Here is a 25,038-nt window from a genome sequence, read left to right as displayed (position 1 = left end):
TCCCGTTTTCTCTGTTATTTCACCTTATGCTTTTTTTTACCCGGTGCCACTCGATATACCCCCATGAGGGTGGTTTTATCAAGAATAAAGGCCTGATAAGATGACTCAAACATGCTGCGGGTGATCCCGTTTTGTCCCAGCATGGTTGCTGAAATATCAGGGGCACCATAGCCAAGAGCATAAAGCGTAAAGCTATAGGCGTGATTGCTTTTTGAGCACGGGCCAAAGTAACCATCCAGATTTTCCGTCGCCCCGAAACTGCTGACCACCGTATTCTCCTTCAGTGTACGGACACCGACAGGAATATTCACCACACTCCAGTGCGGACAGGAGTCAGAATGAACGCCACAGGGCGCAATTTCATCGTCCATAATCAGTACGAATTTTTCTGTATTCACCGGCGCATTGCTCCAGAAAAATTCCGGAGACTGGTTATATCCGCCGACATCCGTACAGGCGAACCTGTCCGGAATCACACCGCCATTGGCAAAATTCCGGGAATAGAGCGACAAATGACTGTCGTCTGCCGCATCTGAGGATAAATTGGACACGTGTCCTTTATTATCTTTCAATAAACTCATCAGCCGGATGTTTTCTTTTGATGTCACCGACAGACGCCATTTTCCGGAACCATCACCAAGGCCTGAAGACAGATCGATATTGCTGCCTTTTTCCAGTTCTTCCGCTGTTATTTCAGCAATATGCTTTGCTGTCACAGACAAAATCACCGGCCCGAATGACCGGCCTTCATCATCTTTTCCGGTGATTCTTACCGTTGCCCTTTTATCATCGACATTATAAACGCGCAGGACACTGATCTGATTTTTGTTAGAACCCGGATTAAAAAACGGCACATCAAAACGCCCTTCTTTACTTTTAACAATATCGTGCAGGCTGATCACCAGGCCGTCTTCGGTACGCTCATAACTATTCACCCTGAAGTCCAGCTTACTATTTAAAACCAGCCGCCAGTTTTCTGTTCCCGGTCCGATGCCTTTCTTCAGCCCTTTGCTTTGATTGCCATTTTCAATATCAGCAGAATTCAGCGTAATCGTTTGCTGTGGCCTGATTTTCAGAGTGACGATCTCAGTCTTTTTTCCTTTATGATCCATCCCATACAACTGAATAGACCCCGAAATCCCGGACAGATTGGTGACCCGGATAAATCCCTGACGGAATTTATCCGCAGCCTGAGCCAGATACCAGACATTCTGTTCGGCAGCCCCCGCCACAGAAGGCAATGCGAGTGCAAACAATAAAGAAAAGGCAATAAACAGCCTGAATTTCATAATAGAACCTTTCAACAATCCGGAATGACAGCAGAGTTTTTGCAAAAACGGCCACAATGTGACAGAAAACATCACCACAGATCAACCGCACCTGACAAAAAAAGCCAGAATTCATTCTGGCTTATACCCAACAACCTGAAGATGCATGATTCAGGTTATTGGGGTATAGACGATATCCGGATAAGGGTAACCTGTATAGAACAATTAAACGTCAGGTAACACCCATAAATGTAAAACTAAGAACACTGTCATGCTGCTGATTGTGGTAAACAACACATTTTTTGTTTTCCATGCAATCAGACCGGCTAATAAAGCAGACCACAAATATGGATTATGCCAGTTCATCCACAATTTCTGGTCCGGCATAAACACAATCGGTGCCCAAATAACCGTTAACACCGCAGGGCCGGAATAACTCAAAAAGCGTTGTAATCCGGCACCCGGCCGAAAAGGCACTCCCGGCGCGAGAAAAAAGTACCGGCTGAAAAAGACGACACCAGCCAGAATAATAATTTCTGCCATAATCATTGGCAACCTCCATAGCATCTTTCTGTGCCATAACCTGCGACCATTGCACATAAGCTGGCAATCACAAGGCTTCCTTCAACCTGATACACATTCAATATAATAGATGCGGTTAAACCAACAATCACGGTGACAAAAACCGGTAATGAAGTGGCCTGAGGAATCACAATCGCTATAAATGTGGCCGCGATGGCAAAGTCCAGCCCGAAGGAATTCAGATCCGGAATCATATGACCGGCAATCAGACCGGCGAAAGTCGCGAGATTCCAGATCAGATAAAAGCTCAGCCCGGCTCCCAGCGCATACCAGCGATTAAACTGGTTCTGACCCTGATGATTGATCACAGCAAACAGTTCATCGGTCAGTAAAAAACCCAGAATAACCCGCCATCTGATTGGTAATTTGCTGATTCGGTCCCGCATCGACATGCTATATAAAAAATGTCGTGAAGTAATGAACAAAATGGTGATAAACAGTGAGAACAACCCGGCCCCGGCACTGAACATCCCAATTGAAACCAGCTGGGCGGAACCGGCAAACATGATGGCGGAAAGCGCCTGTCCTTCAAGCGGAGACAATCCGGAATCAACTGCATAAGATCCGGCTAAAATTCCCCATGGAAGCACTGCAATACTCAATGGCATCATTGCAATGACTCCCTTCATTAACAAACTCCGGGAAGAGGGTTCCTGGATTTCTGCTGTTGTTGTGATCATTTCCGTGAATTCTCCATACGTTTTCCCTGCAGGTGATCGCGATCCCTGTAACATGATATGGAGACTATTAATACATCAATCAAGTATAAAGAATTGTACAAAATTGCTTTGGCAACAATGAAACCGCTCTGTCCGATATCTAAAAAAAAGAATAAAAAAGAAAAGAATAAAAAATCATCAAAAAACTATCTGTTATACCCGAATCCCCTGAATCAGGCATTCTCAGGTGATTTGGGCAGACATTCAATATATTGACCAGGCGTAATTCCCAATGCTTTTTTAAAGTGCCGGTGCAGATGACTTTGATCATGAAACCCGGCTTCCTGAGCCGCATGTGCCACAGGAAAACCATTTTTTAACCACTGTTTTGCCAGCCTCAACCGGCTTTGAACCTGATACGCATGCGGCGGCATGCCATACGCTTTCTGAAACGCCCGGACAAAATGATACGGGCTCAGCGCAACCATAGTCGCCAGCTCCTGCAGAGAAATGTTCTCCTGAGGAAAATCATCCAGAAACTCTTTGGCCAGTTTTAATTGTCGCTGAACTTTCACCGGTGAATGAACCGGGGGCCTGCGGCGGGCATGCGCCCGGATAAGCCGCACAAGGGTCAGATAAATAAACGTTTCGCGTTGCAGCCGGTTATCAGAATACTCCAGCAGTTGCATGACACTTTTCAGCTGGTATGCCAGTTCAGGATCGTGAACAACAGCTGACGGAAAATAAGGGGCATAACTTAGTTGTTCCCCACATGCCTGAAAGGCCATCGATAGCTGTTCAGGTAAAGGATACATGGCCCGGTATGACCAGCCACCTTCAAAGGCCGAATGACCGGTGTGCACATCATCCGCGTTGACCAGAATAATACTACCTGTGGGCGCAAGATGGTTCCCGCCACTGCGGTAGAACTTTTGCGCCCCCCGTTCAATCACTCCAAAGGTGTATCCTTCATGACTGTGGCGGGAAAAAGTCTGCTTATCATATTGCGCATCCAGCAATTCAATTCCACCCAGTTCTTCAGCAATATGAAAAACTGCTTTTTCTTTCCCGGATTTTTTCTTTTTCACCATCGCAATCACCCGCATCGATATTCCTGTTCACAAACTAAACAGTTTGTTCACCTGAATGATTGTACGTTCTTGCTCTAATCAGTTTATTTCAAAGTTTAACACGCTCAACGGCGTGTTAAACCTGTTCTGATTCACAGCTGGTTTCAGGACTCACACTGAGGCGGTTCATAGGTTGCCGCGTAAGTCACCAGCATAGCCGCCATTAATTGCACTTCTGCCGGTTGTTTTTCATCTATCCAGACATAATCCGCCATTGACAGTCCACCCAGATACACGGATAAATGTAATTCAGCCACAACTTTGTCATCCAGTGTTACCGTATAAGCGTCAATCGATTTGGTGCCAAATTCATCTTTATCCAGTTCAAACCACTGCTTGCCATAGCGGATTCGGGTTGGGTCATCAAATGTCCACAGCCGGTCTTTCAGACGAATTTTACCTTTAAAATCAAATGGTTTAAGCACGCCCCGATTCAGCAGAGACACCAGATTCCAGCCGCAATCCTGCCGGTATTCCAGTGAAGCTGATTCATGGCCCGGCCCACGAACTTTCACCGAGACATTTTGCAGAGAATCATCTGTCAGCATATCAGCCAGGATCTGAATTCCACGGGAATTCACCCAGTTTTTCTCCACTGACCCGTGATACTGACTGAAACGGATATCATGCCCCGGCATATATCCCTGTCGTCCTTCCATCGTATAACGTGGTGTATTTTTAAGATATTCTGCTTCAGAATCCCCCGGATTCACCGTACAACCACTCAGAAGTGCCAGTGAAAATAACCATCCAATGTGATATTTCATCATTAATATTCCGTAAATAAAAAACATAGTTCGATAATGCATTATAAGAAACAACATCAATACACATCAAGTGGCAATTGTTATGTAAAAACGCTTCAGAACTATATAATTTGCCTGTTTTTTATACCCGCATACTCAACTGATTATCTATTAATCAAAACATGTACCCAATTATCTGTCTCAAAATCAGGAATTAGTTTCATAATTTCATACATTAGTTTGAAATGTATTTCATGAGGACACTTCTTTTCATAAAAAAACAAACTTACTCCCGTTTTTCCATGTTTGATATTTGACGGTTTCCCCCCTGTTAATTACTTTTTAATTAAATAAAATATAAATACCCAAACAACCTGAAAATGCAGGTTGCTTGGCTATAACCTATTCCCGGCTTACGTTTTCTGAGGTAAGACATTATGTGGAAAAGTTTAGAATTTCGATACCAAATTGGAACGCCATTGTTATTAATGACGTTAATTTTAATTGGTGTCAGTATATTTAATGTACTGGGAATAAAGGATTTAGAGAGTGATATAAAACTGTTTTCATCTACTTTAATGCCTGCACAAAGCAGTGTTTTAAATGCGGATCGGGATTTATATCAGGCTTTGGAAGCCCAGCAGGATATTCTGATCATGGGAAGTTCCGTGCTCAACGATGCAAAAGAACGCTTCGATGACAATGCGCAGCAGGTTTATGACCGGATGCATAAATATCTGGATAAAACAGCCATGTTCCCGGAAATCCACTCTAAATTCTCTGGATTTGATAATCAATTCAATCACTGGAGAAACAGAGCATCCCGCTTATTTACCCTGGTTCAGGCGGGTAAACAGGATGAAGCGGTGAAAGAGTATCTGATGCTGAAAAAAGATTTTTCAACCATTCGTGATCAATTAGACAGTGCCGGTGAACTCGTCGGAAAAATTGCAGAGGAAAAAGAAGATAATGCAATATCACTCGCGGTTGAGCGGGAAGAATGGAATATTGCCTTTGGTATTATTTCTGTAGTTATCGGCGCCGTTTTTGTCTATATGATTCCTAAGTTTATCTCTGGTGCCCTTCGGTCTGTTCAGGAAAAAATTGAAGATATATCTCAGGGAGAAGGCGATTTAGTCACCCGCTTACCTGCCGACGGAGACAATGAATTGTCCTTGCTCGAACGCAGTGTCAATATGCTGCTCGAACAGCTGCAAAACCTGATCAAAAATGCCGTCCGGAATGTCTCTGAGCTTAATCGTGAAAATACAGATCTAAACCAGTTGATTCAGAAAACCGGCGAAATCTCACATAGTCAGGTCCATCATCTTGATGTGCTGTTCGAATCATTTGAGCAGATTAATCAGGCCGTAAAAGAAATTTCGACCAATGCGCAAAACACATCTTCCCAAAGCGAAGATGCCAAAAATGCTGCCGCATCCGGCATGTCATTAGTTGATCAAAACCAGGGCATGAATACCGAGTTGTCCCGGCACTTTCAGAGTGCGACCGATAAGATTGAATCACTGGCGGAAGATACCGAACAAATTACCTCAGTTCTGGATGTGATTCGCGGGATTGCCGATCAAACCAATCTGCTGGCTCTCAATGCCGCCATAGAAGCGGCACGTGCCGGTGAACAGGGACGCGGTTTTGCGGTGGTTGCCGATGAGGTGCGTACCCTGGCGAAAAGGACTCAGGATTCAACCGAAGATATTCAGTCTATGATCTCACGACTAATTCAGGGCGTTCAGGAAACACAGCAGGCGATGCAGGCCGGCAGTGGCCTGATGGGCGAATCCGTGCAGATGGCAGATACCATGCACAATGCATTTCAGGAGATTCAGCAACTGGTTTCCGTGGTGCAGGACATGAATATTCAGATTGCAGCAGCGACAGAGGAACAGAGCTCAGTCATTGAAGATGTGAATGGCAGAATGCACGATCTGAAGGCACAAACTGATGAATCAAAAAATATTTCAGACAATGTGTCCGCATCCAGTCATCACGTTTCTGATATTGCCCGCCAACTGGCAAATAGTATGGGCAAATTTAAAGTTTAACCTTTCAGAAACGCTCCTTTCTCTGACAGGCCACTGATGACAGTGGCCTGATTGATTTCATTCCATCAGAAAAAAGTACCCTGACTCACCTGAATGCACAGCACTTCGTGAAACGGGGTTAACAGGTATATCAGGTTTCCTCTCCTTTGCGTGTGGTGAAATATGATATACATTTAATGCTATACGCACCTGTACCGGAGATATCAGTGAAGTATGAATTTGAAGTGTTGGCCGCACTTATCCAGTATAAATACCCCAATACAAAACTCATCGCGAATGCGACCGGCATTTCAGAAAGAAAAGTCCAAGGCGTGATTCATACTTTAAACACAGAACTGGGCCTGTGTATTGAAAAAGTGACAGGGGCAGTCTCTGACCAGCAGACCACTTATTTACATATCCGGTCTTGGGGGGTGTTTGAATCGGGTGCTGCACTGAAAAAGCAATTAGCCACCGTCGATCTGGTCAAATCAAAAGCCGCCAGATTAGTGATAGGTAAAAAACGCAAGGCCCTCTGCTCGTTCTCTGAAAAAAAGGCTTATTCGGATTCGGTGAAGGTGCAGAATTACAGGGAAAGTATGCGGCTGGAGGGCATACAGCCTGCCGCGTTCAGCCCTGAACAGGGCAAACAACAATTGCAAAGAAAACGGGAAGAGCTGATCAGGCTCTACACAACCAAAGCTCAGGAGCAATTAAGTCATGTCGGATAAATACGGCGCCGGGGACGACCCATATTGCTATCCCGGTACCCGGGTACTTAAAAATAAACTATCCATTCAGGATGCCAGCCTGCTGGAGGATGCAGAGCGGGATCTGAGTTGTGTGGCTGCAGCATCGATCGATTTTTCTGAGCCCCCTTATGATTTAAGCTATCTGTGTCACATCCATACCATTTTATTTCAGGATCTTTATGACTGGGCAGGTGAGCTGAGACGGGTTGATATCACTAAAGGAACCACCAGGTTTTGTAACATGACTTTTGTTGAAACTCAGGCAAATCAGCTTTTTTCAGCATTAGCCAAAGAGCATAACCTGAGCGATCTGACTTACGATGACTTTATTGACCGGCTGGCTTTTTATTATTGCGAACTGAATATGATTCACCCGTTTCGTGAAGGGAATGGCAGAGCGCAGCGGGTATTATTTGAACATCTGGCTATCAATGCGGGTTACAAGATCTCTTTTGAAACTGTCAATACGGAAGAATGGATAGAAGCGAATATCCGCGGTGTTGACTGTGATTATTCCAAAATGAAGTCCATTCTGAATATTTGTATTTCCCGCTGAATCACTGTGCCTGAATATGCGCCATCTTTAGTAACATATTTCTGCATAATCTATCCCTTCCCAGGCATTTTATGAGCAGACTTCATGAAGCGAAAAGATTCTGTATTCACCACATCCAATCCCGGCTTCCTGATAACCACATACGCTTTCCAGAACATTCAAATGAGCCACCACAATCACTTTAGTGCAATGCTGATAGCGCTGCAGAACCTTCAGTACCCGATCTTTCAGATCGAAAGCAGATTCGTATGACGCATCCGGGATACGCCGCCCATGCTTCAGTCCGGCCCGGTATTCATGCCAGCGGCGGTCTCTTTCACTCAGTTCAATATGCCCGCCAGCCAGATCAGCCCGCCATTCCCTGAGGTCATGTTCAACAAACAGCTCCAGCCCCAGCGATCTGTTGAGTATTTCTGCCGTCTGAAGTGCTCTGGTATAAGGGGAGGAAATCATTAAATCAGCACCAGCAAATACCGCAGCTTCTGACTGGGAACGGATAAATGGAATGCACTCACGGGTCAGCGGGGCATAGTCTTTTTCAAGTTGAGTCATTCGACGCTGGTCTGCCAGCGTGTAATCAGGTGTTCCATGACGAACGAAGACAATTTCCATCAGTATTTATCATATTTAATCCATAGATAACGACGTAAATAGCTGAATAAATTAACAAAGTCAACGAAAAGCCATCATAATTCGCCTGACACTTCCGCCAGTTCTCCCGGATAGAGTGGTTTGACCGAATCGATATAACCATGAACAGCCTGATTGCGGCCATTTTCTTTCGCCTGATATAGCGCCACATCCGCAGCTTTAATCAGTTCAGCAACCGTCAGATTAGAATCCGGATAGGTAATCACGCCAATCGAAACACCCAGCTGACCAAACGATATCCCATTCATACTTAAGTGTAATTCATTGACCTGATGAATTAAGTGATTCGCCAGCTGCACAGATTGCGACCTGTCGCAATCTGTGCTGACAATCGCGATCTCCTCTCCGCCAATCCGGAAGACTTCACTATTCCCTCCGCTCTCTTTTTTGAATAGTTTTGCCACTTCCTTGAGCACATAATCACCCGCATCATGACCAAAATTATCATTGAAACGTTTAAAATGATCCAAATCGGTCATCATCAGAGAAAAAGGCTGTCGGCTACGACCAGATTCAACCCATTCGTTGTCTATCACCTCTTCAAAAGCACGCCGGTTAAACAGACTTGTCAACGGATCCATCATCGCTTGTGAGCGCAGTTTTTCCTGTAAAATAATATTGGCCAGCGCCAGCCCTAAATGTTCAGAGATCGCAAATGCCAGACGTTTTTTATCTTCTGTCATCTCCATTTCCACCTGACCAAAATAGAGATGAAACATACCAATCGTATTACCATGTGCCACTAAAGGAATACATAAGGTCAAATCATTGTCATCACATTGCTCCATATGTGAGCACGGCAAATTGTGATAATCGTCATGAGAAAGATGATATTTCCCCTTACGCAGTGACCAGCAATCATCCGGTGAATAGATTGGGCGGGAAGGCCAGTTTCCTCCCCAGTCAAGCATGATTTCCAGTTGATTACGGGAATCACGCATAATCGATACACAACCGTTCACATCCCCGATAATTCTCGGAATGAGATCCGAGACCACGGCTTGTGCTTCTGTCATCGACTTACAGGTTGCAAGCAAACTCGCTAAACGGTGTAACAACTCAATTTCCCGGGTTCTTTGCTGAATCCTCTCCTCTTGCTGCATCCGTTCCTCATTGATCAAACTAAATATTTTTCTGTGACTAAACCATGAGGTAAAGATAAGAATCACCAGTGAGAATGCTAAAAGAATATGAACAATCAGCCGTAATTTTTCAGCCATTGAAGTCAGGGTTCTTAGTGGCATCGCCAAACGTAAAATATAGCTTTTTTCCGGCTGGCCGGAATTGAGTTGCGCTGTCTTGATATCCAGTTTTTTAGCCACATAAAGCAAATTCTGATTCATCGATGGACTGAAATGTTTCGCAACACCGGTTTTCCCCTGCAATGCCTGCTGAATCTCAGGTAAGTCACTGTGGTCATCCATTTGCATAATTTCCTGGATATTCAGCTGTGAATCCCCTAAAACATTGCCATTGCTATCCAGTAAGGTAAACCGCCGGCCAAATTTCGCCTGAGAAAGTGAATCCAGAAATGCATCCACTTCCGTGATATCTTTTTCCTGAAAATGGATATTCTGCTGCTGAATCTGATAGTCCACATCATCCAGTAAACCAGTCATATAGCCACTCACCATATCCGTCAGCCAGTCATCTAAGGTCCGGTTATATAAATAGTCGCCGAAAACCATGGTAATAAATAACGCAATGACCGGAATAAAATTCAGTCCTTTAAATCGTTTCATTACTCTTCCCGCTGCATAGCAAACACGGCATCATCCGTATCAGTTTGAAGTCTTAGCTAAAGTATAGGTATGAATTTGCCTTTGTTTCACAGGAAAAAGGATGAAATGCAATTACGCAGATAAAAAATGTTGCTGCTTCCCTGCGATGAACAGCGACAACAGGTGAAAAGAAGAATCAGTTGCACCCAGGCGACCTGAAGATGCAGGTTTCAGGTTGCTTAGGTATATAAATATTTATTCAAATTAACAGTCAATCAAAAATAAATAATTCTATCATCTAATGATGAATATCATTAGATGATCAACAATGAGAGATATATTTATACAAAATAATTTAACCTGCCATTGTCAAATATTTATTTAATAAAAAATGTCATCTGAAAATTCAATTCCAGCACTCACATCAGTATAACGGGAATATACCCAAACAACCTGAAGATGCAGGTTTCAGGTTGCTTGGGTATATAAATATCAATAAATTCATGCATTTACTAAACGCAGGTCACATAAAACCACGTTCACATTCATTAAAATACATTTTATCTCTTTAAGTCAATTCAGTACCTGAGAGATTCATACTGTAAACAACCACAAAATTCATAATAAAAGGTGATCAAATTCAAGATCATGGCAAAAATGTGTCGTATTTCCTGCTTCAAGGCTGGTTATGATTTAATCAGACTCTGTAACATGATGTAATGCAGAAATCGCGTCATTCGTTTGAGCTTTTTCTTTTGTGAAGAAAAACGCCAGCGAATAATTAATCAGGTCAACTACTTCTTTGCAACACTGCTGTCACGGAGGGACACAATATGGCAACAAGTATTTGGTTAGATAATAACCTGGTAGAGAACGCCAAGGCTATCGGCCAGTCCAGGTCAAGATCAGCGGCAAAACAAATTGAATACTGGGCACAGATCGGCCGCATGATGGAAGATAATCCCAATTTACTTTACTCGCTTGTTCAACATCAGTCGCCAACAAACAACAAAATAAATCCACCAGATAAGGATAAGTAATCAGGCAACTCATCCACTCACCTGCACCGTATTTTCACCATTTTACCGTCCCACTCATTTCTGGCGGGTAACAGATGTCATGTTATATCGCCTTTCCCTGCCAGACTGAATTCAGCTTCTGCAAAGTTAAATTTTATTCTGAGACAACCAGAGAGTGAATCACCTGTTTCATTCTGGTATAATGTTCTGTTCCCCAAACGGAAATCTATTCATTTATCTGCCCAAATGACCTGAATGAAGCATATTCAGATCGTTCAGGGGATACAGAAATATTCCATACAAGGAGTCTGAGTGACTATTATTGATATTATTGGTTATATACCGGCAATCATTTTTCCGGTTGCAACACTTTCTCAGCTTTTTCATCTGCTGAAGACTAAATCTTCTGCCGGAGTCTCACTGATCACATGGGTTGCTTTCGCGACTGGGAATGTTTCATTATATATTTACACTGAAAAATACAATGAGTTACAAACTATTGCCGGATTATTGCTCACCGCCATTTTACAGGTTGCGATTGTACTGCTGATCCTGAAATACCGGACTCCCAAGCCAGTCTCCGTGTCCGGACGAGAACCTGATTAGTCCGCAATCATTCCCCATTCAGAGAACAGGCTTATCAGCAAAGAATTTAGGGACATCGCCCGATCCAGCCCTTTTATACCCAAATGACCTCAAGATACAGGATTCAGAGCCTGACAAATCTCACTGAATCCTGCATCTTCAGGTTGTTTGGGTATATCATATATGAACCAAAACAGATAAAGAATATGCATCTTTTATCTATTCCGATGTTTCTTATTCATACAAGCTGATTAATTTTTTCCGACAAACGAAAGTACAGAATATAATTTCTTATTGGCCCATAATTTCCACATTATTTTTAATGACATATAATTACTGACAGACTAACAACCTGAAAAATATGATATCTGTCATTAGTTATATCTGTGGATATATAATTACAAATAAAGAGAAATAATTTATCCTGAACGGATACTAATTACCTGTCCGACAGGTACTTACAATCAAACTGAGGCGCTGGTTCCACATTTTAAATTGACAAGATAAAAAATTTGTATGAATAAATAATTTCATTCATATTTATTCTTCTTCAATATTTTAACTCACAAATGAACACCGTTCCATATTATCTGGAAGTAAATTCCCGGGCAGCGTCTTTGTGATGTAACAAGGACTTACTATATGTTTAACATTTCAATCAAATATCGACTGTACATTCTGTCTTTTATTCCGTTGCTTCTGATTGTTGTCAGCATGATGATGATTACCGGGATGAAAATATCAGAACTCAATGCCATGCAAATGCAGGCTGTCCGCACTCAGATGGTCCAAGCCAAAGAGAATGAACTTCAGTCTTATGTTCAGCTGGCTAACTCAGCACTTACCCGGCTGAAACAACGCAGCGCAACCAGAGAAGAAGCAATTCAGGAACTCTCCACGATCAAGTTTGGCCATAACGGTTATATGTTTGGCTATGACAGCCAGGGAACCCGGCTCTTTCTGGGAAGCAGCAGCAAAGGCATCGGACAAAATTTCTGGGATGCAAGAGATGCGAAAAACAACCTGTTCATCCGCGATATCGTCAACAACGGTAAAAAAAGTGGCGGTGGTTTTGCCCGGTATTATTTCCCTAAGCCCGGGGAAACAGAACCAGCAGAAAAACTCAGTTTTACTGTCTATGAGCCTCAGTGGGATATGGTCATCGGTACCGGTTTTTATATTGATGATGTTGAACAGACCATCAACAGTATGGACAAACGTTCAGCGCAGGCCACCAAAGAAGGCTTCACGGCAATTATGATGATGTGTGGCATGGTTGTTATCGTCGCGGCTTTCATTGCATTCTTTATCAGCCGCAGTATTTTAGTCCCGCTGAGACAATTCGATACCTCAATTGCTTCTTTTGCCGGCGGACATGCTGACTTAACCGCCAGAATGGATACATTCCGTATTCCGGAATTCAGTGTGCTGAGTCAGAACTTTAATACGTTCGTCGCCAACCTTCAGTCAATTGTCAAAAATGTCACGGATGTCAGCGGGACCATCTCTGATGAAACAAAGCATATGACATCCAGAGCAAACGAAGCCGATACGCTGGCTGTCGCACAGCGGGAAGAAACTGAACAGGTCGCCACAGCAATCACAGAGATGACAACAACGGCCCATGAAATCTCTCAAAATGCAATGAATGCCGCGCAGTCCGCTCAGACAGCAGATGACCGGGCCAAAGATGCCATGGGAACAGTCAGTTCAGCCGTTGATTCGGTGCAGATACTGGCGACGCAAATCGACCAGGCCAGCCAGGTCATCACCCGCCTTGAAGGCAACGTTCATCAGATTTCCTCCTCACTGGAAGTGATTCAGGATATTGCCGAGCAAACCAACCTGCTGGCACTCAATGCTGCGATTGAAGCCGCCCGTGCCGGCGCTCAGGGGCGTGGATTTGCCGTGGTTGCTGACGAAGTCAGAAAGCTGGCCGGAAAAACGCAACAAAGCACCGGCAGCATTACCGACGTACTGAATCAGTTAAGATCAGCAACGGAAGAAGCCGTCCAGGCGATGCAGATGAGTGTGAGCCAGAGTGATACCAGCGTCAGCCAGGCAAATGCCGCAGGTAAAGCCCTTGAAGACATCGTTCAGGCGATTGGTACTATCATGGATATGAATGCACTCATTGCAACCGCAACAGAAGAACAGAGCCAGGTCGGACAGGATATTTCAGAACGTGTCACCACGATTTCAGATCAAAGCCACCATTCAGCAGACATCGCCAATGATAATCGTCAAATCAGTAACACGCTGAATACTCAGGCCGGTGAACTGATTGGGCTGGTCAACCAGTTCGAAGTCTGATGCCGTTCGGTGTCTGATAGTGATGACCTTACCGGGCACATTTAGCACGCCCGGTATGGGATATGGCTGTCTTCAATGCCCCGGCAAGGCATCAACTGATGCTGGTGAAAGAAAAGGTGCAAAGAATTGACCGATAATGTGGGATCCGGCCCGGGCCCCAGATACACATGCTCCAGCGCCATCGGTTGTTCCGGACTGTACAATGCAAACTCAGTGTAAGGCTTCAGCATCGCATTCCCTTCCCTGAATTTGACCCGGACATCCATTTCGTGATGAACGACGGGAAGGATCACCCGCCATTCCTCTTCTTCCTGAAACGAAGGATGCTTCAATAAGACAGCCAGGCGAAGTAAGTCGGTTTCTACTGTCGCAAACAGCTCGTCTTCTGGCAGATTCATCCGGCAAACCGCATCGACAGCCTGTCCGACCAGCTGCTTTTGCCGCACAGGATCATAAATACACCGGCCAGCCTGAAAGTGCTGCTCTCTGGCCCAGTGGATAATGTGATCCGGGTGAAAACCCAGACTGACGCCTTTCCCCACGGTGCTATATCCACGCCACTGACTCAGCAGGTTTCCGTTCGCCCGGAAAGAAGCAGCGAACAGCATATGCCCTTTATTCAGACGCTCGGTTATCCATTGGGCAAAATGTTCCAGCAAACTTGCCTGTTCATCTCCCCGGTGAATCCGCTCCTGAATAGCCTGAGTCAACAAGCCCAGCGTGTGATGCAGCTCAGCGGCATCATTCATGTAGCGGACATCGCTGGCCCACAGCACTTTCGATTGAACAATGCCTAACAAACCACCAAGCGTCGTGTAGTGATACAAGGTTGATTGCGGAGTATCACTAAATAATTGCTGTACCAGATGACTTAACATAATGACCTGCATTTATCTCATCAAACACATAACAAATTATACGCCGGTCGTATGTCATAAAAATAAACACCGTTAAAATAACCGGCGGTTTAATCCTGCTTTTTCCAGAATCCGGGTAGAGATCTCTTCGACCGACAGTGAGGAGGTATTGATATAAGGCACCGCTTCTCTGCGGAATAAGGCCTCTACTTCTGCCAGTTCCTCTTCGCACTGATGCAGGCTGGCATATTCACTCCCGGCGAGGCGACTCTGACGAATTTCAGCTAACCGCGATGCATCAATCGTCAGACCAAATAATTTATGCCGGTGAACTTCAAATTCGGGCAGGAGCTTTAACCTTCTCAGATCTTCATCGATAAATGGATAGTTCACCACTCTCAGGCCAAATTGCATCGCCATATATAAACTGGTCGGCGTTTTTCCGCTGCGGGAGACGCCAAGTAAAACAATATCGGCCTGCTCTATGCCCTTCAGGGTGATCCCGTCGTCATGGGCCAGCGTATATTCAACCGCAGCAATCCGGTCATAATAAGTATCCACATCTTTGCTGACACTTCTGGAACGATGGAGCTTTGGCTTCGGTTCCAGCTGCAGATCATCCTGCACCCGCTGTACCAGACTTTCCAGTACGTCATAACAAAGCGCAGAAGATTGTAAAAGTTGTGCTCTTATCTCAGGGATAACAATTGAAAAAAATACCAGCGGTGGTATACCATTTTTCTGGTAGGATAAATTTATCATCCGAAGCAATTCATTCAGCTTCTCTTCTGTTTCAATAAATGGAAAGGTTTTTTCATGTGCAACAAAGGAAAACTGCCCCAGCACAACATGACCTAATGTTTCACATGTAATCGCTGTTCCGTCAGAAACATAGAATACATCACGACTTTGATGATTATTTTGCATATTTTGTTTAAAATTTAAAATAAATTTGAGTAAGCTACCATACAGCAGCCATAAGATTTAACAACTGCGAAGCAGTTAAGAATAATACCGATAACAAAACCCGGCATTCAATGACATTCCCGGCAACTTTATAATCTGACATGAGATTTTATTTGCCCTGAATGCAATCGATTGCTCCCTACAAAAGCAAATATCTGGAGAAAGATATGCAACAGAACACCCTCTGGTTTAATCATCTGTCGATGAATGATGTTCATCTGGTTGGCGGCAAAAACGCTTCACTTGGTGAGATGGTTTCTCACCTGACGAACGCAGGCGTTTCTGTCCCAAACGGATTTGCAACCACATCACAGGCATTTAACCAGTTTCTTGACTATCAGGGGTTAGATGAACGGATCCATCAATTGCTTGATGAATTAGACGTTGATGATATTGATGCATTAAAACGAACGGGCAGTACAATTCGCCAATGGATTTTAGACGCTCCATTCCCGGCTGATCTGGAACAGGACATCCGGAATAACTATATCGAACTCACCGAAGGTCATGATGAAATATCGGTTGCGGTTCGCTCTTCTGCTACGGCTGAAGACTTACCGGACGCCTCATTTGCCGGTCAGCAGGAAACCTTCCTGAACGTGAAAGGAATTGACGCCGTGCTGGAAGCAACCAGGCACGTCTATGCTTCTCTGTTTAATGATCGTGCCATTTCTTACCGGGTCCATCAGGGCTTTGACCACCGGGGCATTGCCCTTTCTGCCGGTATTCAGCGCATGGTGCGCTCCGATAAAGCCGCATCAGGCGTGATGTTTACACTGGACACTGAATCCGGGTTTGATCAGGTGGTGTTTATTACTTCCGCATGGGGACTGGGAGAAATGGTGGTACAGGGTGCCGTCAACCCGGATGAGTTTTATGTTCACAAGCCGCTGCTTGAAGCCGGACAGGCACCGATTGTCAAAAAAACCTTCGGCTCCAAGCTGATTAAAATGATTTATTCAGACAATCAGGAAATCGGCAAACAGGTTGAGATTGTTGATACTTCCGACGCGGAAAGAAATCAATTCTCCCTGACTGACGAAGAAATCAAAGCACTGGCAAAACAAGCCATGATTATCGAGAAACACTATCAGCGGCCAATGGATATTGAATGGGCGAAAGATGGTATTGATGGTCAGTTATATATCGTTCAGGCCCGCCCGGAAACGGTTTGTTCACAGAACAATCAGAATGTGATTGAACGTTTTCAGCTGCAACACAAAGCTGAGGTCAGAATTGAAGGCCGTGCCATCGGACAACGCATTGGCAGCGGACCAGTCCGCCTGGTCAGCTCGCTGGATCAGATGTCTCATGTACAGCCCGGCGATGTTTTGGTCACTGATATGACCGACCCGGACTGGGAACCAGTGATGAAAAAAGCATCAGCAATCGTCACCAACCGGGGCGGACGCACATGTCATGCGGCAATTATCGCCCGTGAACTGGGTATTCCGGCGATCGTTGGCTGTGGCCACGCAACGGAGACTTTAACTGATGGTGAAATGGTCACGGTCTCCTGTGCTGAAGGAGAAACCGGCTATGTTTATCAGGGACTGCTGGATTTTGAAATCCGCCGCTCTTCGGTCGACGAACTGCCGCAATTGCCGACCAAAGTGATGATGAATGTCGGTAACCCGGATCGTGCTTTTGACTTTGCCCAGCTGCCGAACGAAGGGGTTGGTCTGGCGCGTCTTGAATTTATCATCAACAAAATGATCGGAATTCACCCGAAAGCTCTGCTGAATTTCGACGCTCAGAGTGACGCACTGAAAGCGCAGATTCGTGAACGAATTCGCGGCTATAAAGATCCGATCGATTTCTATGTCAGTAAACTGACTGAAGGGATTGCCACAATTGCGGCTGCATTCTGGCCGAAGCGCGTGATTGTCCGGATGTCTGACTTCAAATCGAATGAGTATGGTAATCTGATTGGCGGTCAGAGCTTTGAACCTCATGAAGAAAACCCGATGCTGGGTTTCCGTGGTGCATCCCGCTACATCTCACCGGTCTTTGAAGATTGCTTCGAGCTGGAAACTCAGGCGATTAAACGGGTTCGTCATGAAATGGGACTGAAGAATGTTGAAGTGATGATTCCGTTTGTACGCACAGTCAGTGAAGCGGCTTCCGTGATTGATCTGCTGTCTAAATTCGGACTTCGCCGCGGCGAGCAGGGTCTGAAAGTTATTATGATGTGTGAACTGCCTTCAAACGCGATACTGGCTGAGGAGTTCCTCAAATATTTCGATGGTTTCTCTATCGGCTCTAATGATATGACACAGCTGACGCTGGGACTTGATCGTGATTCAGGCGATGTGGCGCATCTGTTTGATGAGCGCAACCCGGCCGTGAAAGCCATGCTGAAAATGGCGATTGATGCTGCGACTAAAGCAGGGAAATACGTCGGTATCTGTGGTCAGGGGCCATCAGATCATGACGATTTAGCGGCATGGCTGATGGAACAGGGTATCAGCTCTGTTTCCCTCAACCCGGACACCGTCATTGATACCTGGCTGAAACTGGGAGAAGTTAATCAAAGCTAATTCTGAGTTTAAACCGGAATTCAGGAAAAAAGCGCCGAAAATGGCGCTTTTTTATGAGTTAATATCCTTTCTTTTCTTTACGGGAATGATGCTGATAAGTCCGGCACATTCTCGCAAACTGTTTTTCTTTATCCCGCTTCTCTTTCAGAGAGGCAGCATTCCTCTCTTGTTCGGCCAATAACTTGAAGTAATTATTTAACCGGCGTTGCTCCAAAACGCCTTCATCAAGCGCCTGTTGAACAGCACATCCGGGCTCCCCCTGATGATGGCAGTCACTGAAACGACATTGTTGACTCAGGGTTTCAATATCGGCAAACGTGGTATGAACACCGTCGGCGCAATCAGCCAGTTGTAACTCCCGCATCCCCGGCGTATCAATCACAACCCCACCAGTCGGCGTAAAATGCAGCGAGCGGGAGGTTGTCGTATGACGACCTTTACCATCATCTTCACGAATCCCGCCCGTCAGTTGCTCTGCCTGCCCCATCAGGGTATTGATTAGCGTTGACTTGCCGACACCGGATGAACCCATAAATGCAACCGTTTTCCCCGGTTTGCACCAGCAGTTCAAAACCTCACTGTCAGCAACTTCAAGAGCATTGACCATTTCAATCATCAACATCGGATCAAGCGCCTGTACGGACGCACGTTTCTCTTCTCCGTCATCACACAGATCCCGCTTGGTCAAAACCACAACCGGCTCAACCTTCGCTTCCTGCGCCAGCGACAGATAACGTTCAATCCGGCTGAGGTTAAAATCCTGATTGAGTGCACAAACAATAAATAAGGTGTCCACATTCGCGGCAATATATTGCTCGCTGACTTTACTTCCTGCCGCTTTACGGCTGAACAGTGAAGCACGCTCCAGCAGGCGGACGAGCCTTTGTTCGCTGTCGATCAATACCCAGTCACCCACGGTCATCGCCTGATAGGAGTGATGGATTTCAAGTGTGATTTTTCCCTTTTCAGACAATAAGATATATTGACTTCGGTGATGTTCAGAAATACGTGCAATAGTGTAATGATCGTAATCATCTAATGTCAGTTGTTGCTGGAAAACAGGCTGCCAGCCAAGTTGACTTAAAGACAATGTAGAATTCATTGTTTTTCCCCACACAGACAATTATCTGTGATTTATTCAAACAAGGAATAAACAGGGTCAAATGAACAGAAAGACCCCGGTAAACTCAAGCACCGGGCAACAGAAAGGAAGAAAGTCATTAAATCTGAACTTAAAATTCAGGCTTGTTAAAGTACACTCCGCTTCTCAGTCTTTGCCGGGTGGATACGTACAACAATCATCAAAATCTCCTGATAAGTATGGTGAATCACGTCATGGATTCTAGCACATGACGAAACCATAATAAAAGTCCACAATAGTAATCCGGGTACCTGTCCGGACAAGCTGAAACTGCATGCATCTATCAGACAATTCAAAATTCCCGTCAGACAAAACTTCACAAATACACCAGATCCCGCTACAATCAAACACCTGTTTATATATACAGGGTTTTATCTATGACAACTGCCTTCGCCCGCCGGTTTCAAAGCCTCGTTGACCATATGGCTAACGGGAGTAAAAAGCATTTTGCCCAGCTGACCGGTAAATCACCTTCCACAATCTACCGGATATGCCGTGGCGCCAGCCGCCCCTCAACAGCGTATCTGGAACAGCTTTACGACGCTTTCCGTATCGACTTAAACTGGTTACTGACAGGTGAACACAGCCCTGGTCAGGAAACAACTCCCGGTCATCAGGAGCTGGTATTTGCACCTCAGTTTGATGTTGAAGCCAGTGCTGGTAGTGGCTGTATTACCTTCAACGAAGAAGTCAGCGAAAGTTTTGCTTTCAACAAAAGCTGGCTCACTTCTCAGCTTGGTGTCCATTCAGAGCAGGTTGCATTTGTCACAGTGAAAGGTGACAGTATGAATCCGACTCTGGAAGACGGAGATATGATTTTAGTGGATTTATCTCAGCATCAGTTAGTGCGTGAAGGCATTTATCTGCTGCAAACGGAAGATGGCCTGCATACCAAGCGACTGAAAACACATAAAAATGGTATTCAGGTGATTAGTGATAATCCGGAATATCCCAGCTGGCAGATCACGCCCACCGACGCCCAGCCCAGCCGGATTGCCGGAAAAGTTGTCTGGTGCGCCCGCGGCATTTAATTTGTTACTCTTTCCGGCGGCCAGGGCATCAGGGTGCATTGAACAGAAAGCAAATGCACCCTGACTGGTCCGGATAATTGAGCAACGGTCTGTTAATAATTCACTTTTCCGCGCAGCGTTTTTGTCTGGCCTTTCTTTTTCTTACTATCCATCCGGCGCGTCTGAGAAGCTCTGGTTGGTTTTGTTGCGCGACGCTTCTTAGGCACAACCATTACCGAACGAATCAGCTCCGCCAGCCTCTGAAGGGCATCTTCTTTATTTTTTTCCTGAGTGCGGAAAGATTGCGCTTTGATGATAATGACACCATCCCCGGAAATCCGGCTATCACGTAATGCCAGCAAGCGCTCTTTGTATATCGCGGGCAGTGAAGAGCGCTGAATATCAAACCGCAGATGAATGGCTGACGACACTTTATTGACATTTTGCCCGCCACTTCCCATCGCCCGGATCGCGTTAAGCTCAATTTCCCATCCGGCTAATGAGACTGTATTTGAAATTTTCAGCATCGGTTTCTGTAGCAAAAAGCAGGTATAAAAATTTGTCCCTACTCTACAGGGAACGCTTCCCACATTGCAACTTCAGAATGTCCGCCGGGAACTTGTTTCATTCCCGACAGCTCATACCCGGATTTCAGACTGCACTCTGTCTGTGTTGCATCGTCCACTCATTCATCAGACGAATAATTTCCTGCTCAAATTTGAAGGGTGCAGATTCAGGATTTAAATCTCCCGCAAGTGCAGTGACGGCATTTTTCATCTGCACATTGCTCAGCATTTCAGGCACAACCGATTTCAACACCCCTTCTTTGACTTGCCGCCACCGGACAACCTGACCTAACTGCTTCGCTTCCACATATTTCATCACCAGCAATTGATCATTGTTTGCTGGTATGCCTAAAACCGGTGTTCCCTGACTCAGGGCAAGATAAGCCATCGGGCTGCCGCCGTTACAAATCACTAAATCAGCTTTCTCAGCTGCCAAATCTCCCGGAATCAAAGGTGCGTGCCAAACCCCCGGATAGGAAGACTGGCTATTGACGACCACATTCACACCGCATTCCTGCAAATCATGAACAATTCTTGCTTCAATCGAATGGACGCCGGAAGAGCCCAACGAGACATAAACTAAAGGCTTATCTTTATCCAGCTGATTAAAAAAGTCAGGCAAAGGCAGATTCGGCGTCCAGCTGACAGACCCAATAAACCGGTGGTGTTCCGGTAAAGCCGTCATATCGATAAAGCCGGGTGGTTCGTAATACAAAGTTAAATCACTGTCCGTCAGCGCCTCACGAAACGTTTTGTAAGGTGGGAAACTATAGTGACGGCGCATTTTATTCAGGTTCGATAACATCAGTTTGAATACCAGGGGCGTAATCGCAGGCATCAACCGCTGCAGGAAACCAACTTTGCAGAAAGGAATGGTTTTATGTTCCGGCACAGGTAATACAGAATTGACAACAAAAGGACTCCAGTACGCATTATTTAAGCCCACATAAGGAATCGATAACATTCTGCAGCTCACACTCAGGCTGTGTCTGAAATCACCAATCACAAGATCAGGCTGAATGCGTTTAAGGAGCTCAGTTTCCTGTTCAACGTAACTGATGAGTGATTCTGCTTCGAATAAGGGACGACAATTTTCAACCGCCTCTAAAAAACTTTCATGGCTCCGGCATGATAAATGATGCCGGGTAATCCGGGTTTCATCATCAAATAAAAAATTGAACCGATCTTCACTTGCAAAATGTACATCATAACCATTTCCGGCCATAAAACAGGCCAGTGTCCAGGGTCTCGCGACGTGCGCCAGCGTGACTGCTTCTCCGATAAATAATAATTTCATGATTTTCTTCAGGCCAACATTATTATGAATATGGACACATTTATATGAAATTATGCGATTAAAACAATTCGTTTCAGTTGATGATCATGAATAAAAAAACTGAATATCTATATCCAGGCAACCTGAAGATGCAGGTTGTTTGAGTATAAAGGATGTGAGCACATGGTCCCGGCCATTCCCGGGAAACACGTTCAGAAAGAGAATAAGAGCAGGAAGCCAGAAAGAATGATTACCAGTTCAGAGAAGCCACGACGCCAATTTCATGCCGGTCTGCCCAGGAGAACAAATACACATTTTTACTGGTAAAATACCAGCCAGACCATATACCAACCGCAGCACCTACGGCGACATCTTCCCAGTGATGCTTATTTCCTTCAACCCGCCCGTTCCCGACTAAAGCGGCAACGGTATAGGCAGGCACTCCGACCTGCCATCCATAACGTATATGCAGATTCGTAGCCGCCGCAAAAGCATTGGCCGTATGATTGGAAGGAAAGCTATCGTGGTCACTTTTATCCGGTCTTTCTGCTTTGACCAGCGCTTTGGTTGTTCCGACGATCGCTGTTGCGGCCAAAATACTCAGTCCGGCATGCTGAAACCCGACCAGATCACCTTCAAGTACAGGCAAAACAAGCGCTGACCCCACCAGCGTGTCTGCACCAATATCACTGAAATCACGCCACTCTGCTGGCGTAATTTCAGCCTGAACCATAAACGGGAAGAATAACAAACCGGTATAAAATATATATTTCAAAATGTTCACTGTCCTTGTCCATCACAGAGCTAATGGATTGATTATAGGACATAAGTTTTATACCGGTATCGATCTGGGTTCAGCTCTCAGGTTGTTTGAATATCACCAAATTCGTGGGCAATATCTTTGCCCTTCGATTTCAGATAAGAGAACAGAGAATCAACGGAATGATTAATAATCAGCTCCTGAGGAAAATCGTACTGTGAAAGCAGCGCCAAAGCATGATCAAAACCACCCACGTTATAAGCAATATGGGCATCCGAACCGACACTAAGCGGCGCATCATATTGTTTGGCGAGACGAACAAAATTAGCGCAATTTTCTTCACTGCCTTTGCGGGAGTGAATAAATGAACTGTTATTAATTTCCAGCGCCACCTGACAATCTGCTGCGGTCTTCACAACAGCTTCAATATCAACCGGGAAACTCCTGTTTCCGGGGTGCGTAATCACATGAACATGACCTGATTTTATGGTATTCACCATCGCCAGTGTATTTGTTTCTCTGTCCTGCGGTGCAAAAACCTGACGGTGAAAGCCGGCTAAAATAATATCCAGTTGTTGTGCCATATCAGGATAACAGTCAATTTCTCCGGCAGTATTTTTGATGTTTGCTTCAATGCCGCGCAACAAGGCTATCCCGTCAACCACCCGCGGGAAAACAGCACTGTTGATAAAATGCCATTTATGAGGCGCATCTTCCATTTCCGGCCCATGATCAGTTATCGCAACCAGTTTAATGCCTTTTTCAGGCGCTTGCGCAATATAATCATGCACCGTACTGAACGCATGGTCACTCGCCACAGTGTGCATATGAATATCAGTTTCTATCGTATATTTCATTGAACTTCCAACACCACTTATTACATTTCTTTATTCTTACAATTGAAGGGTGAAACATCCAGCCCGGAATTTACGTTCTGTCCGGGAAAGTATACCAGCCTGACATATTACCGGATGAATGTAGGAAGAACCGGATAAAAGTGGTAGCAGCCAGGCTGCCACCCAAAAAATTTACTTGTAGACAGGTTTTTTGAGATGACGACGGCTCAGCTGATAAGAAATACCTTCTGCCGTTTCACGGACTTTTTCAAAGCCATTTCTCTCTAAAACACGCTGTGAACCATAGTTATCAGGTTGCACACCATTTGCCACAATCAACTTACAATAATTATGCTGAAACGCCCAATGCACGAGCAATTTCACTGCTTCAGACGTATATTGATTTTTTTCAAACTGCTTTGTAATACCGTAGCCAATTTCACAGGTTCCGTTATCATTAATCCCTTTAAATCCAACTAAACCCATCGCCTTTGAGGATTGTTTACTAATCATAAGCCAGTAAGTAAACCAGTGGTGAAATTCCTTCTTTATCTGCCTCATTTTTTCAATTTTTATCTGAATAGCGGACCGTTGAACCGGGCTGATCACCAACTTAGAAAAATCAATCTGACGACTATTGACTACATCCTTGCAAACCAAAACCTCCAATTCTTCCAGACTGAGAGGACGTAGAATTACTTTACTGCTCATCGCTGTTTTCTCTGCTTTGTATTCTTTACCATGATTTGAAAATGAATCTGACTTGTCTCAGAGATACAAGGGCCTACCGTTCAACTGACAAACGATTGGGTGCAAACACAGTACATTTTTGCTGCGCCGGCCACTTATCAGACTGATTAAGTCAGTTACAAATGGTGCAATAGTGTTGATTAAACTGTCAACAATTTCTTTTCAGTGACTTCAGTTTTCAGTCATCAAAAACGTCAGGATGTCATCAACACACACTCTGTATTCAACATCTGAAAACATGTGAACTGAATCATGTATATTCCGATTACCTGGATATATACCCAACAACCTGAAGATGCAGGGTTCAGGTTG

General features: G+C 44.9%; 23 protein-coding genes. 8 read left to right on the top strand and 15 right to left on the bottom strand.

The features are described 5' to 3' along the window. Positions 1-14: 14 nt before the first annotated feature. The 5 genes from OC443_RS19480 to OC443_RS19460 all read right to left on the bottom strand — a co-directional run bounded on the left by OC443_RS19480 (position 15) and on the right by OC443_RS19460 (position 4,409). Positions 15-1,289 (bottom strand): YbhB/YbcL family Raf kinase inhibitor-like protein, encoded by a 1,275-nt coding sequence (locus OC443_RS19480; protein ID WP_159440340.1) that lies wholly within the window; start codon positions 1,287-1,289, stop codon positions 15-17. Positions 1,290-1,493: 204 nt separating this feature from the next. Beyond that, positions 1,494-1,817, bottom strand: coding sequence for an AzlD domain-containing protein (locus tag OC443_RS19475; RefSeq protein ID WP_073583641.1), 324 nt, complete (start codon positions 1,815-1,817; stop codon positions 1,494-1,496). Then, on the bottom strand, positions 1,814-2,530 hold the full coding sequence (locus OC443_RS19470; RefSeq protein ID WP_073583643.1) for an AzlC family ABC transporter permease: 717 nt from the start codon (positions 2,528-2,530) through the stop codon (positions 1,814-1,816). The genes OC443_RS19475 and OC443_RS19470 overlap by 4 nt, the downstream gene beginning before the upstream one ends. 212 nt (positions 2,531-2,742) lie before the next feature. Continuing rightward, positions 2,743-3,600: an AraC family ligand binding domain-containing protein gene (locus OC443_RS19465; protein ID WP_073583759.1), complete on the bottom strand. Its 858-nt coding sequence runs from the start codon at positions 3,598-3,600 to the stop codon at positions 2,743-2,745. Positions 3,601-3,743: 143 nt separating this feature from the next. Further along, entirely contained in the window at positions 3,744-4,409 is a 666-nt protein-coding gene (locus tag OC443_RS19460) for a hypothetical protein (protein ID WP_073583647.1), read from the bottom strand. Positions 4,410-4,822: 413 nt separating this feature from the next. Between OC443_RS19460 and OC443_RS19455 the strand changes: the two genes are divergently transcribed. The 3 genes from OC443_RS19455 (at position 4,823) to OC443_RS19445 (ending at position 7,735) form a co-directional block, all read left to right on the top strand. Next, entirely contained in the window at positions 4,823-6,448 is a 1,626-nt protein-coding gene (locus OC443_RS19455) for a methyl-accepting chemotaxis protein (RefSeq protein ID WP_073583649.1), read from the top strand. Between the two features lie 206 nt (positions 6,449-6,654). Further along, on the top strand, positions 6,655-7,158 hold the full coding sequence (locus OC443_RS19450) for a YhfG family protein (RefSeq protein WP_073583651.1): 504 nt from the start codon (positions 6,655-6,657) through the stop codon (positions 7,156-7,158). Beyond that, complete coding sequence (locus OC443_RS19445) at positions 7,148-7,735, top strand: putative adenosine monophosphate-protein transferase Fic (RefSeq protein WP_073583653.1); 588 nt, start codon at positions 7,148-7,150, stop codon at positions 7,733-7,735. Before OC443_RS19450 ends, OC443_RS19445 begins: the two co-directional genes overlap by 11 nt. Positions 7,736-7,804: 69 nt before the next feature. Here the strand turns inward: OC443_RS19445 and OC443_RS19440 are convergent, their stop codons facing one another. Both OC443_RS19440 and OC443_RS19435 read right to left on the bottom strand, forming a co-directional pair. Continuing rightward, positions 7,805-8,347 (bottom strand): histidine phosphatase family protein, encoded by a 543-nt coding sequence (locus tag OC443_RS19440; protein ID WP_073583655.1) that lies wholly within the window; start codon positions 8,345-8,347, stop codon positions 7,805-7,807. 74 nt (positions 8,348-8,421) lie between these two features. Continuing rightward, positions 8,422-10,128: a diguanylate cyclase gene (locus tag OC443_RS19435; RefSeq protein ID WP_073583657.1), complete on the bottom strand. Its 1,707-nt coding sequence runs from the start codon at positions 10,126-10,128 to the stop codon at positions 8,422-8,424. A gap of 812 nt (positions 10,129-10,940) precedes the next feature. Between OC443_RS19435 and OC443_RS19430 the strand changes: the two genes are divergently transcribed. The 3 genes from OC443_RS19430 (at position 10,941) to OC443_RS19420 (ending at position 14,024) form a co-directional block, all read left to right on the top strand. Next, a complete protein-coding gene (locus tag OC443_RS19430; protein WP_073583659.1) occupies positions 10,941-11,147 on the top strand; it encodes a TA system antitoxin ParD family protein in 207 nt (68 codons plus the stop codon). A gap of 291 nt (positions 11,148-11,438) precedes the next feature. Continuing rightward, positions 11,439-11,732: a PQ-loop repeat-containing protein gene (locus OC443_RS19425; protein WP_073583661.1), complete on the top strand. Its 294-nt coding sequence runs from the start codon at positions 11,439-11,441 to the stop codon at positions 11,730-11,732. Between the two features lie 621 nt (positions 11,733-12,353). Continuing rightward, positions 12,354-14,024: a methyl-accepting chemotaxis protein gene (locus OC443_RS19420; RefSeq protein ID WP_073583663.1), complete on the top strand. Its 1,671-nt coding sequence runs from the start codon at positions 12,354-12,356 to the stop codon at positions 14,022-14,024. A 41-nt stretch (positions 14,025-14,065) separates the two neighbouring features. Here OC443_RS19420 and OC443_RS19415 read toward each other — a convergent pair whose 3' ends face one another. Together OC443_RS19415 and ppsR are read right to left on the bottom strand one after the other, a co-directional pair. Continuing rightward, entirely contained in the window at positions 14,066-14,914 is an 849-nt protein-coding gene (locus OC443_RS19415; RefSeq protein ID WP_200796934.1) for a DUF2971 domain-containing protein, read from the bottom strand. A 60-nt stretch (positions 14,915-14,974) separates the two neighbouring features. Beyond that, positions 14,975-15,808 (bottom strand): posphoenolpyruvate synthetase regulatory kinase/phosphorylase PpsR, encoded by an 834-nt coding sequence (ppsR, locus tag OC443_RS19410; RefSeq protein WP_073583665.1) that lies wholly within the window; start codon positions 15,806-15,808, stop codon positions 14,975-14,977. Between the two features lie 206 nt (positions 15,809-16,014). Here ppsR and ppsA point away from each other — a divergent pair, with 206 nt between their 5' ends. Next, positions 16,015-18,387: a phosphoenolpyruvate synthase gene (gene ppsA, locus OC443_RS19405; protein WP_073583667.1), complete on the top strand. Its 2,373-nt coding sequence runs from the start codon at positions 16,015-16,017 to the stop codon at positions 18,385-18,387. A 58-nt stretch (positions 18,388-18,445) separates the two neighbouring features. Here the strand turns inward: ppsA and rsgA are convergent, their stop codons facing one another. After that, a complete protein-coding gene (gene rsgA, locus OC443_RS19400) occupies positions 18,446-19,489 on the bottom strand; it encodes a ribosome small subunit-dependent GTPase A (protein ID WP_073583763.1) in 1,044 nt (347 codons plus the stop codon). Positions 19,490-19,905: 416 nt separating this feature from the next. Here rsgA and OC443_RS19395 point away from each other — a divergent pair, with 416 nt between their 5' ends. Further along, a complete protein-coding gene (locus OC443_RS19395; RefSeq protein ID WP_073583669.1) occupies positions 19,906-20,559 on the top strand; it encodes an XRE family transcriptional regulator in 654 nt (217 codons plus the stop codon). A gap of 92 nt (positions 20,560-20,651) precedes the next feature. On the opposite strand, the gene arfB is transcribed toward OC443_RS19395, so the two are convergent. The 5 genes from arfB to OC443_RS19370 all read right to left on the bottom strand — a co-directional run bounded on the left by arfB (position 20,652) and on the right by OC443_RS19370 (position 24,687). After that, the gene (gene arfB, locus OC443_RS19390) at positions 20,652-21,065 is read right to left on the bottom strand and encodes an alternative ribosome rescue aminoacyl-tRNA hydrolase ArfB (protein WP_073583671.1); all 414 of its coding nucleotides are present in this window, start codon (positions 21,063-21,065) and stop codon (positions 20,652-20,654) included. Positions 21,066-21,189: 124 nt separating this feature from the next. Further along, positions 21,190-22,401 carry a glycosyltransferase gene (locus OC443_RS19385; RefSeq protein ID WP_073583673.1) on the bottom strand — a complete coding sequence of 404 codons (1,212 nt, stop codon included), beginning with the start codon at positions 22,399-22,401 and terminating at the stop codon, positions 21,190-21,192. Positions 22,402-22,630: 229 nt separating this feature from the next. Continuing rightward, positions 22,631-23,155 carry a phosphatase PAP2 family protein gene (locus OC443_RS19380; RefSeq protein ID WP_306345635.1) on the bottom strand — a complete coding sequence of 175 codons (525 nt, stop codon included), beginning with the start codon at positions 23,153-23,155 and terminating at the stop codon, positions 22,631-22,633. Positions 23,156-23,241: 86 nt separating this feature from the next. Continuing rightward, complete coding sequence (locus OC443_RS19375) at positions 23,242-23,997, bottom strand: phosphatase (RefSeq protein ID WP_073583675.1); 756 nt, start codon at positions 23,995-23,997, stop codon at positions 23,242-23,244. A gap of 171 nt (positions 23,998-24,168) precedes the next feature. Then, positions 24,169-24,687, bottom strand: coding sequence for a GNAT family N-acetyltransferase (locus OC443_RS19370; RefSeq protein WP_073583677.1), 519 nt, complete (start codon positions 24,685-24,687; stop codon positions 24,169-24,171). Between the last annotated feature and the right edge of the window lie 351 nt (positions 24,688-25,038).

Origin of the sequence: Vibrio quintilis, from assembly GCF_024529975.1 — a bacterium.
Taxonomy (GTDB): domain Bacteria; phylum Pseudomonadota; class Gammaproteobacteria; order Enterobacterales; family Vibrionaceae; genus Vibrio; species Vibrio quintilis.
The sequence above is the reverse complement of the archived record's forward strand: the minus strand, read 5'-3'. Positions and strand labels throughout refer to the sequence as shown.

Bases quoted from the DNA above. Each gene is read 5' to 3' on its own strand.
- OC443_RS19480 (WP_159440340.1), bottom strand. From the start codon at position 1,289: ATGAAATTCAGGCTGTTTATTGCCTTTTCTTTATTGTTTGCACTCGCA.
- OC443_RS19475 (WP_073583641.1), bottom strand. From the start codon at position 1,817: ATGATTATGGCAGAAATTATTATTCTGGCTGGTGTCGTCTTTTTCAGC.
- OC443_RS19470 (WP_073583643.1), bottom strand. From the start codon at position 2,530: ATGATCACAACAACAGCAGAAATCCAGGAACCCTCTTCCCGGAGTTTG.
- OC443_RS19465 (WP_073583759.1), bottom strand. From the start codon at position 3,600: ATGGTGAAAAAGAAAAAATCCGGGAAAGAAAAAGCAGTTTTTCATATT.
- OC443_RS19460 (WP_073583647.1), bottom strand. From the start codon at position 4,409: ATGATGAAATATCACATTGGATGGTTATTTTCACTGGCACTTCTGAGT.
- OC443_RS19455 (WP_073583649.1), top strand. From the start codon at position 4,823: ATGTGGAAAAGTTTAGAATTTCGATACCAAATTGGAACGCCATTGTTA.
- OC443_RS19445 (WP_073583653.1), top strand. From the start codon at position 7,148: ATGTCGGATAAATACGGCGCCGGGGACGACCCATATTGCTATCCCGGT.
- OC443_RS19440 (WP_073583655.1), bottom strand. From the start codon at position 8,347: ATGGAAATTGTCTTCGTTCGTCATGGAACACCTGATTACACGCTGGCA.
- OC443_RS19435 (WP_073583657.1), bottom strand. From the start codon at position 10,128: ATGAAACGATTTAAAGGACTGAATTTTATTCCGGTCATTGCGTTATTT.
- OC443_RS19430 (WP_073583659.1), top strand. From the start codon at position 10,941: ATGGCAACAAGTATTTGGTTAGATAATAACCTGGTAGAGAACGCCAAG.
- OC443_RS19420 (WP_073583663.1), top strand. From the start codon at position 12,354: ATGTTTAACATTTCAATCAAATATCGACTGTACATTCTGTCTTTTATT.
- OC443_RS19415 (WP_200796934.1), bottom strand. From the start codon at position 14,914: ATGCAGGTCATTATGTTAAGTCATCTGGTACAGCAATTATTTAGTGAT.
- ppsR (WP_073583665.1), bottom strand. From the start codon at position 15,808: ATGCAAAATAATCATCAAAGTCGTGATGTATTCTATGTTTCTGACGGA.
- ppsA (WP_073583667.1), top strand. From the start codon at position 16,015: ATGCAACAGAACACCCTCTGGTTTAATCATCTGTCGATGAATGATGTT.
- rsgA (WP_073583763.1), bottom strand. From the start codon at position 19,489: ATGAATTCTACATTGTCTTTAAGTCAACTTGGCTGGCAGCCTGTTTTC.
- OC443_RS19395 (WP_073583669.1), top strand. From the start codon at position 19,906: ATGACAACTGCCTTCGCCCGCCGGTTTCAAAGCCTCGTTGACCATATG.
- arfB (WP_073583671.1), bottom strand. From the start codon at position 21,065: ATGCTGAAAATTTCAAATACAGTCTCATTAGCCGGATGGGAAATTGAG.
- OC443_RS19385 (WP_073583673.1), bottom strand. From the start codon at position 22,401: ATGAAATTATTATTTATCGGAGAAGCAGTCACGCTGGCGCACGTCGCG.
- OC443_RS19375 (WP_073583675.1), bottom strand. From the start codon at position 23,997: ATGAAATATACGATAGAAACTGATATTCATATGCACACTGTGGCGAGT.
- OC443_RS19370 (WP_073583677.1), bottom strand. From the start codon at position 24,687: ATGAGCAGTAAAGTAATTCTACGTCCTCTCAGTCTGGAAGAATTGGAG.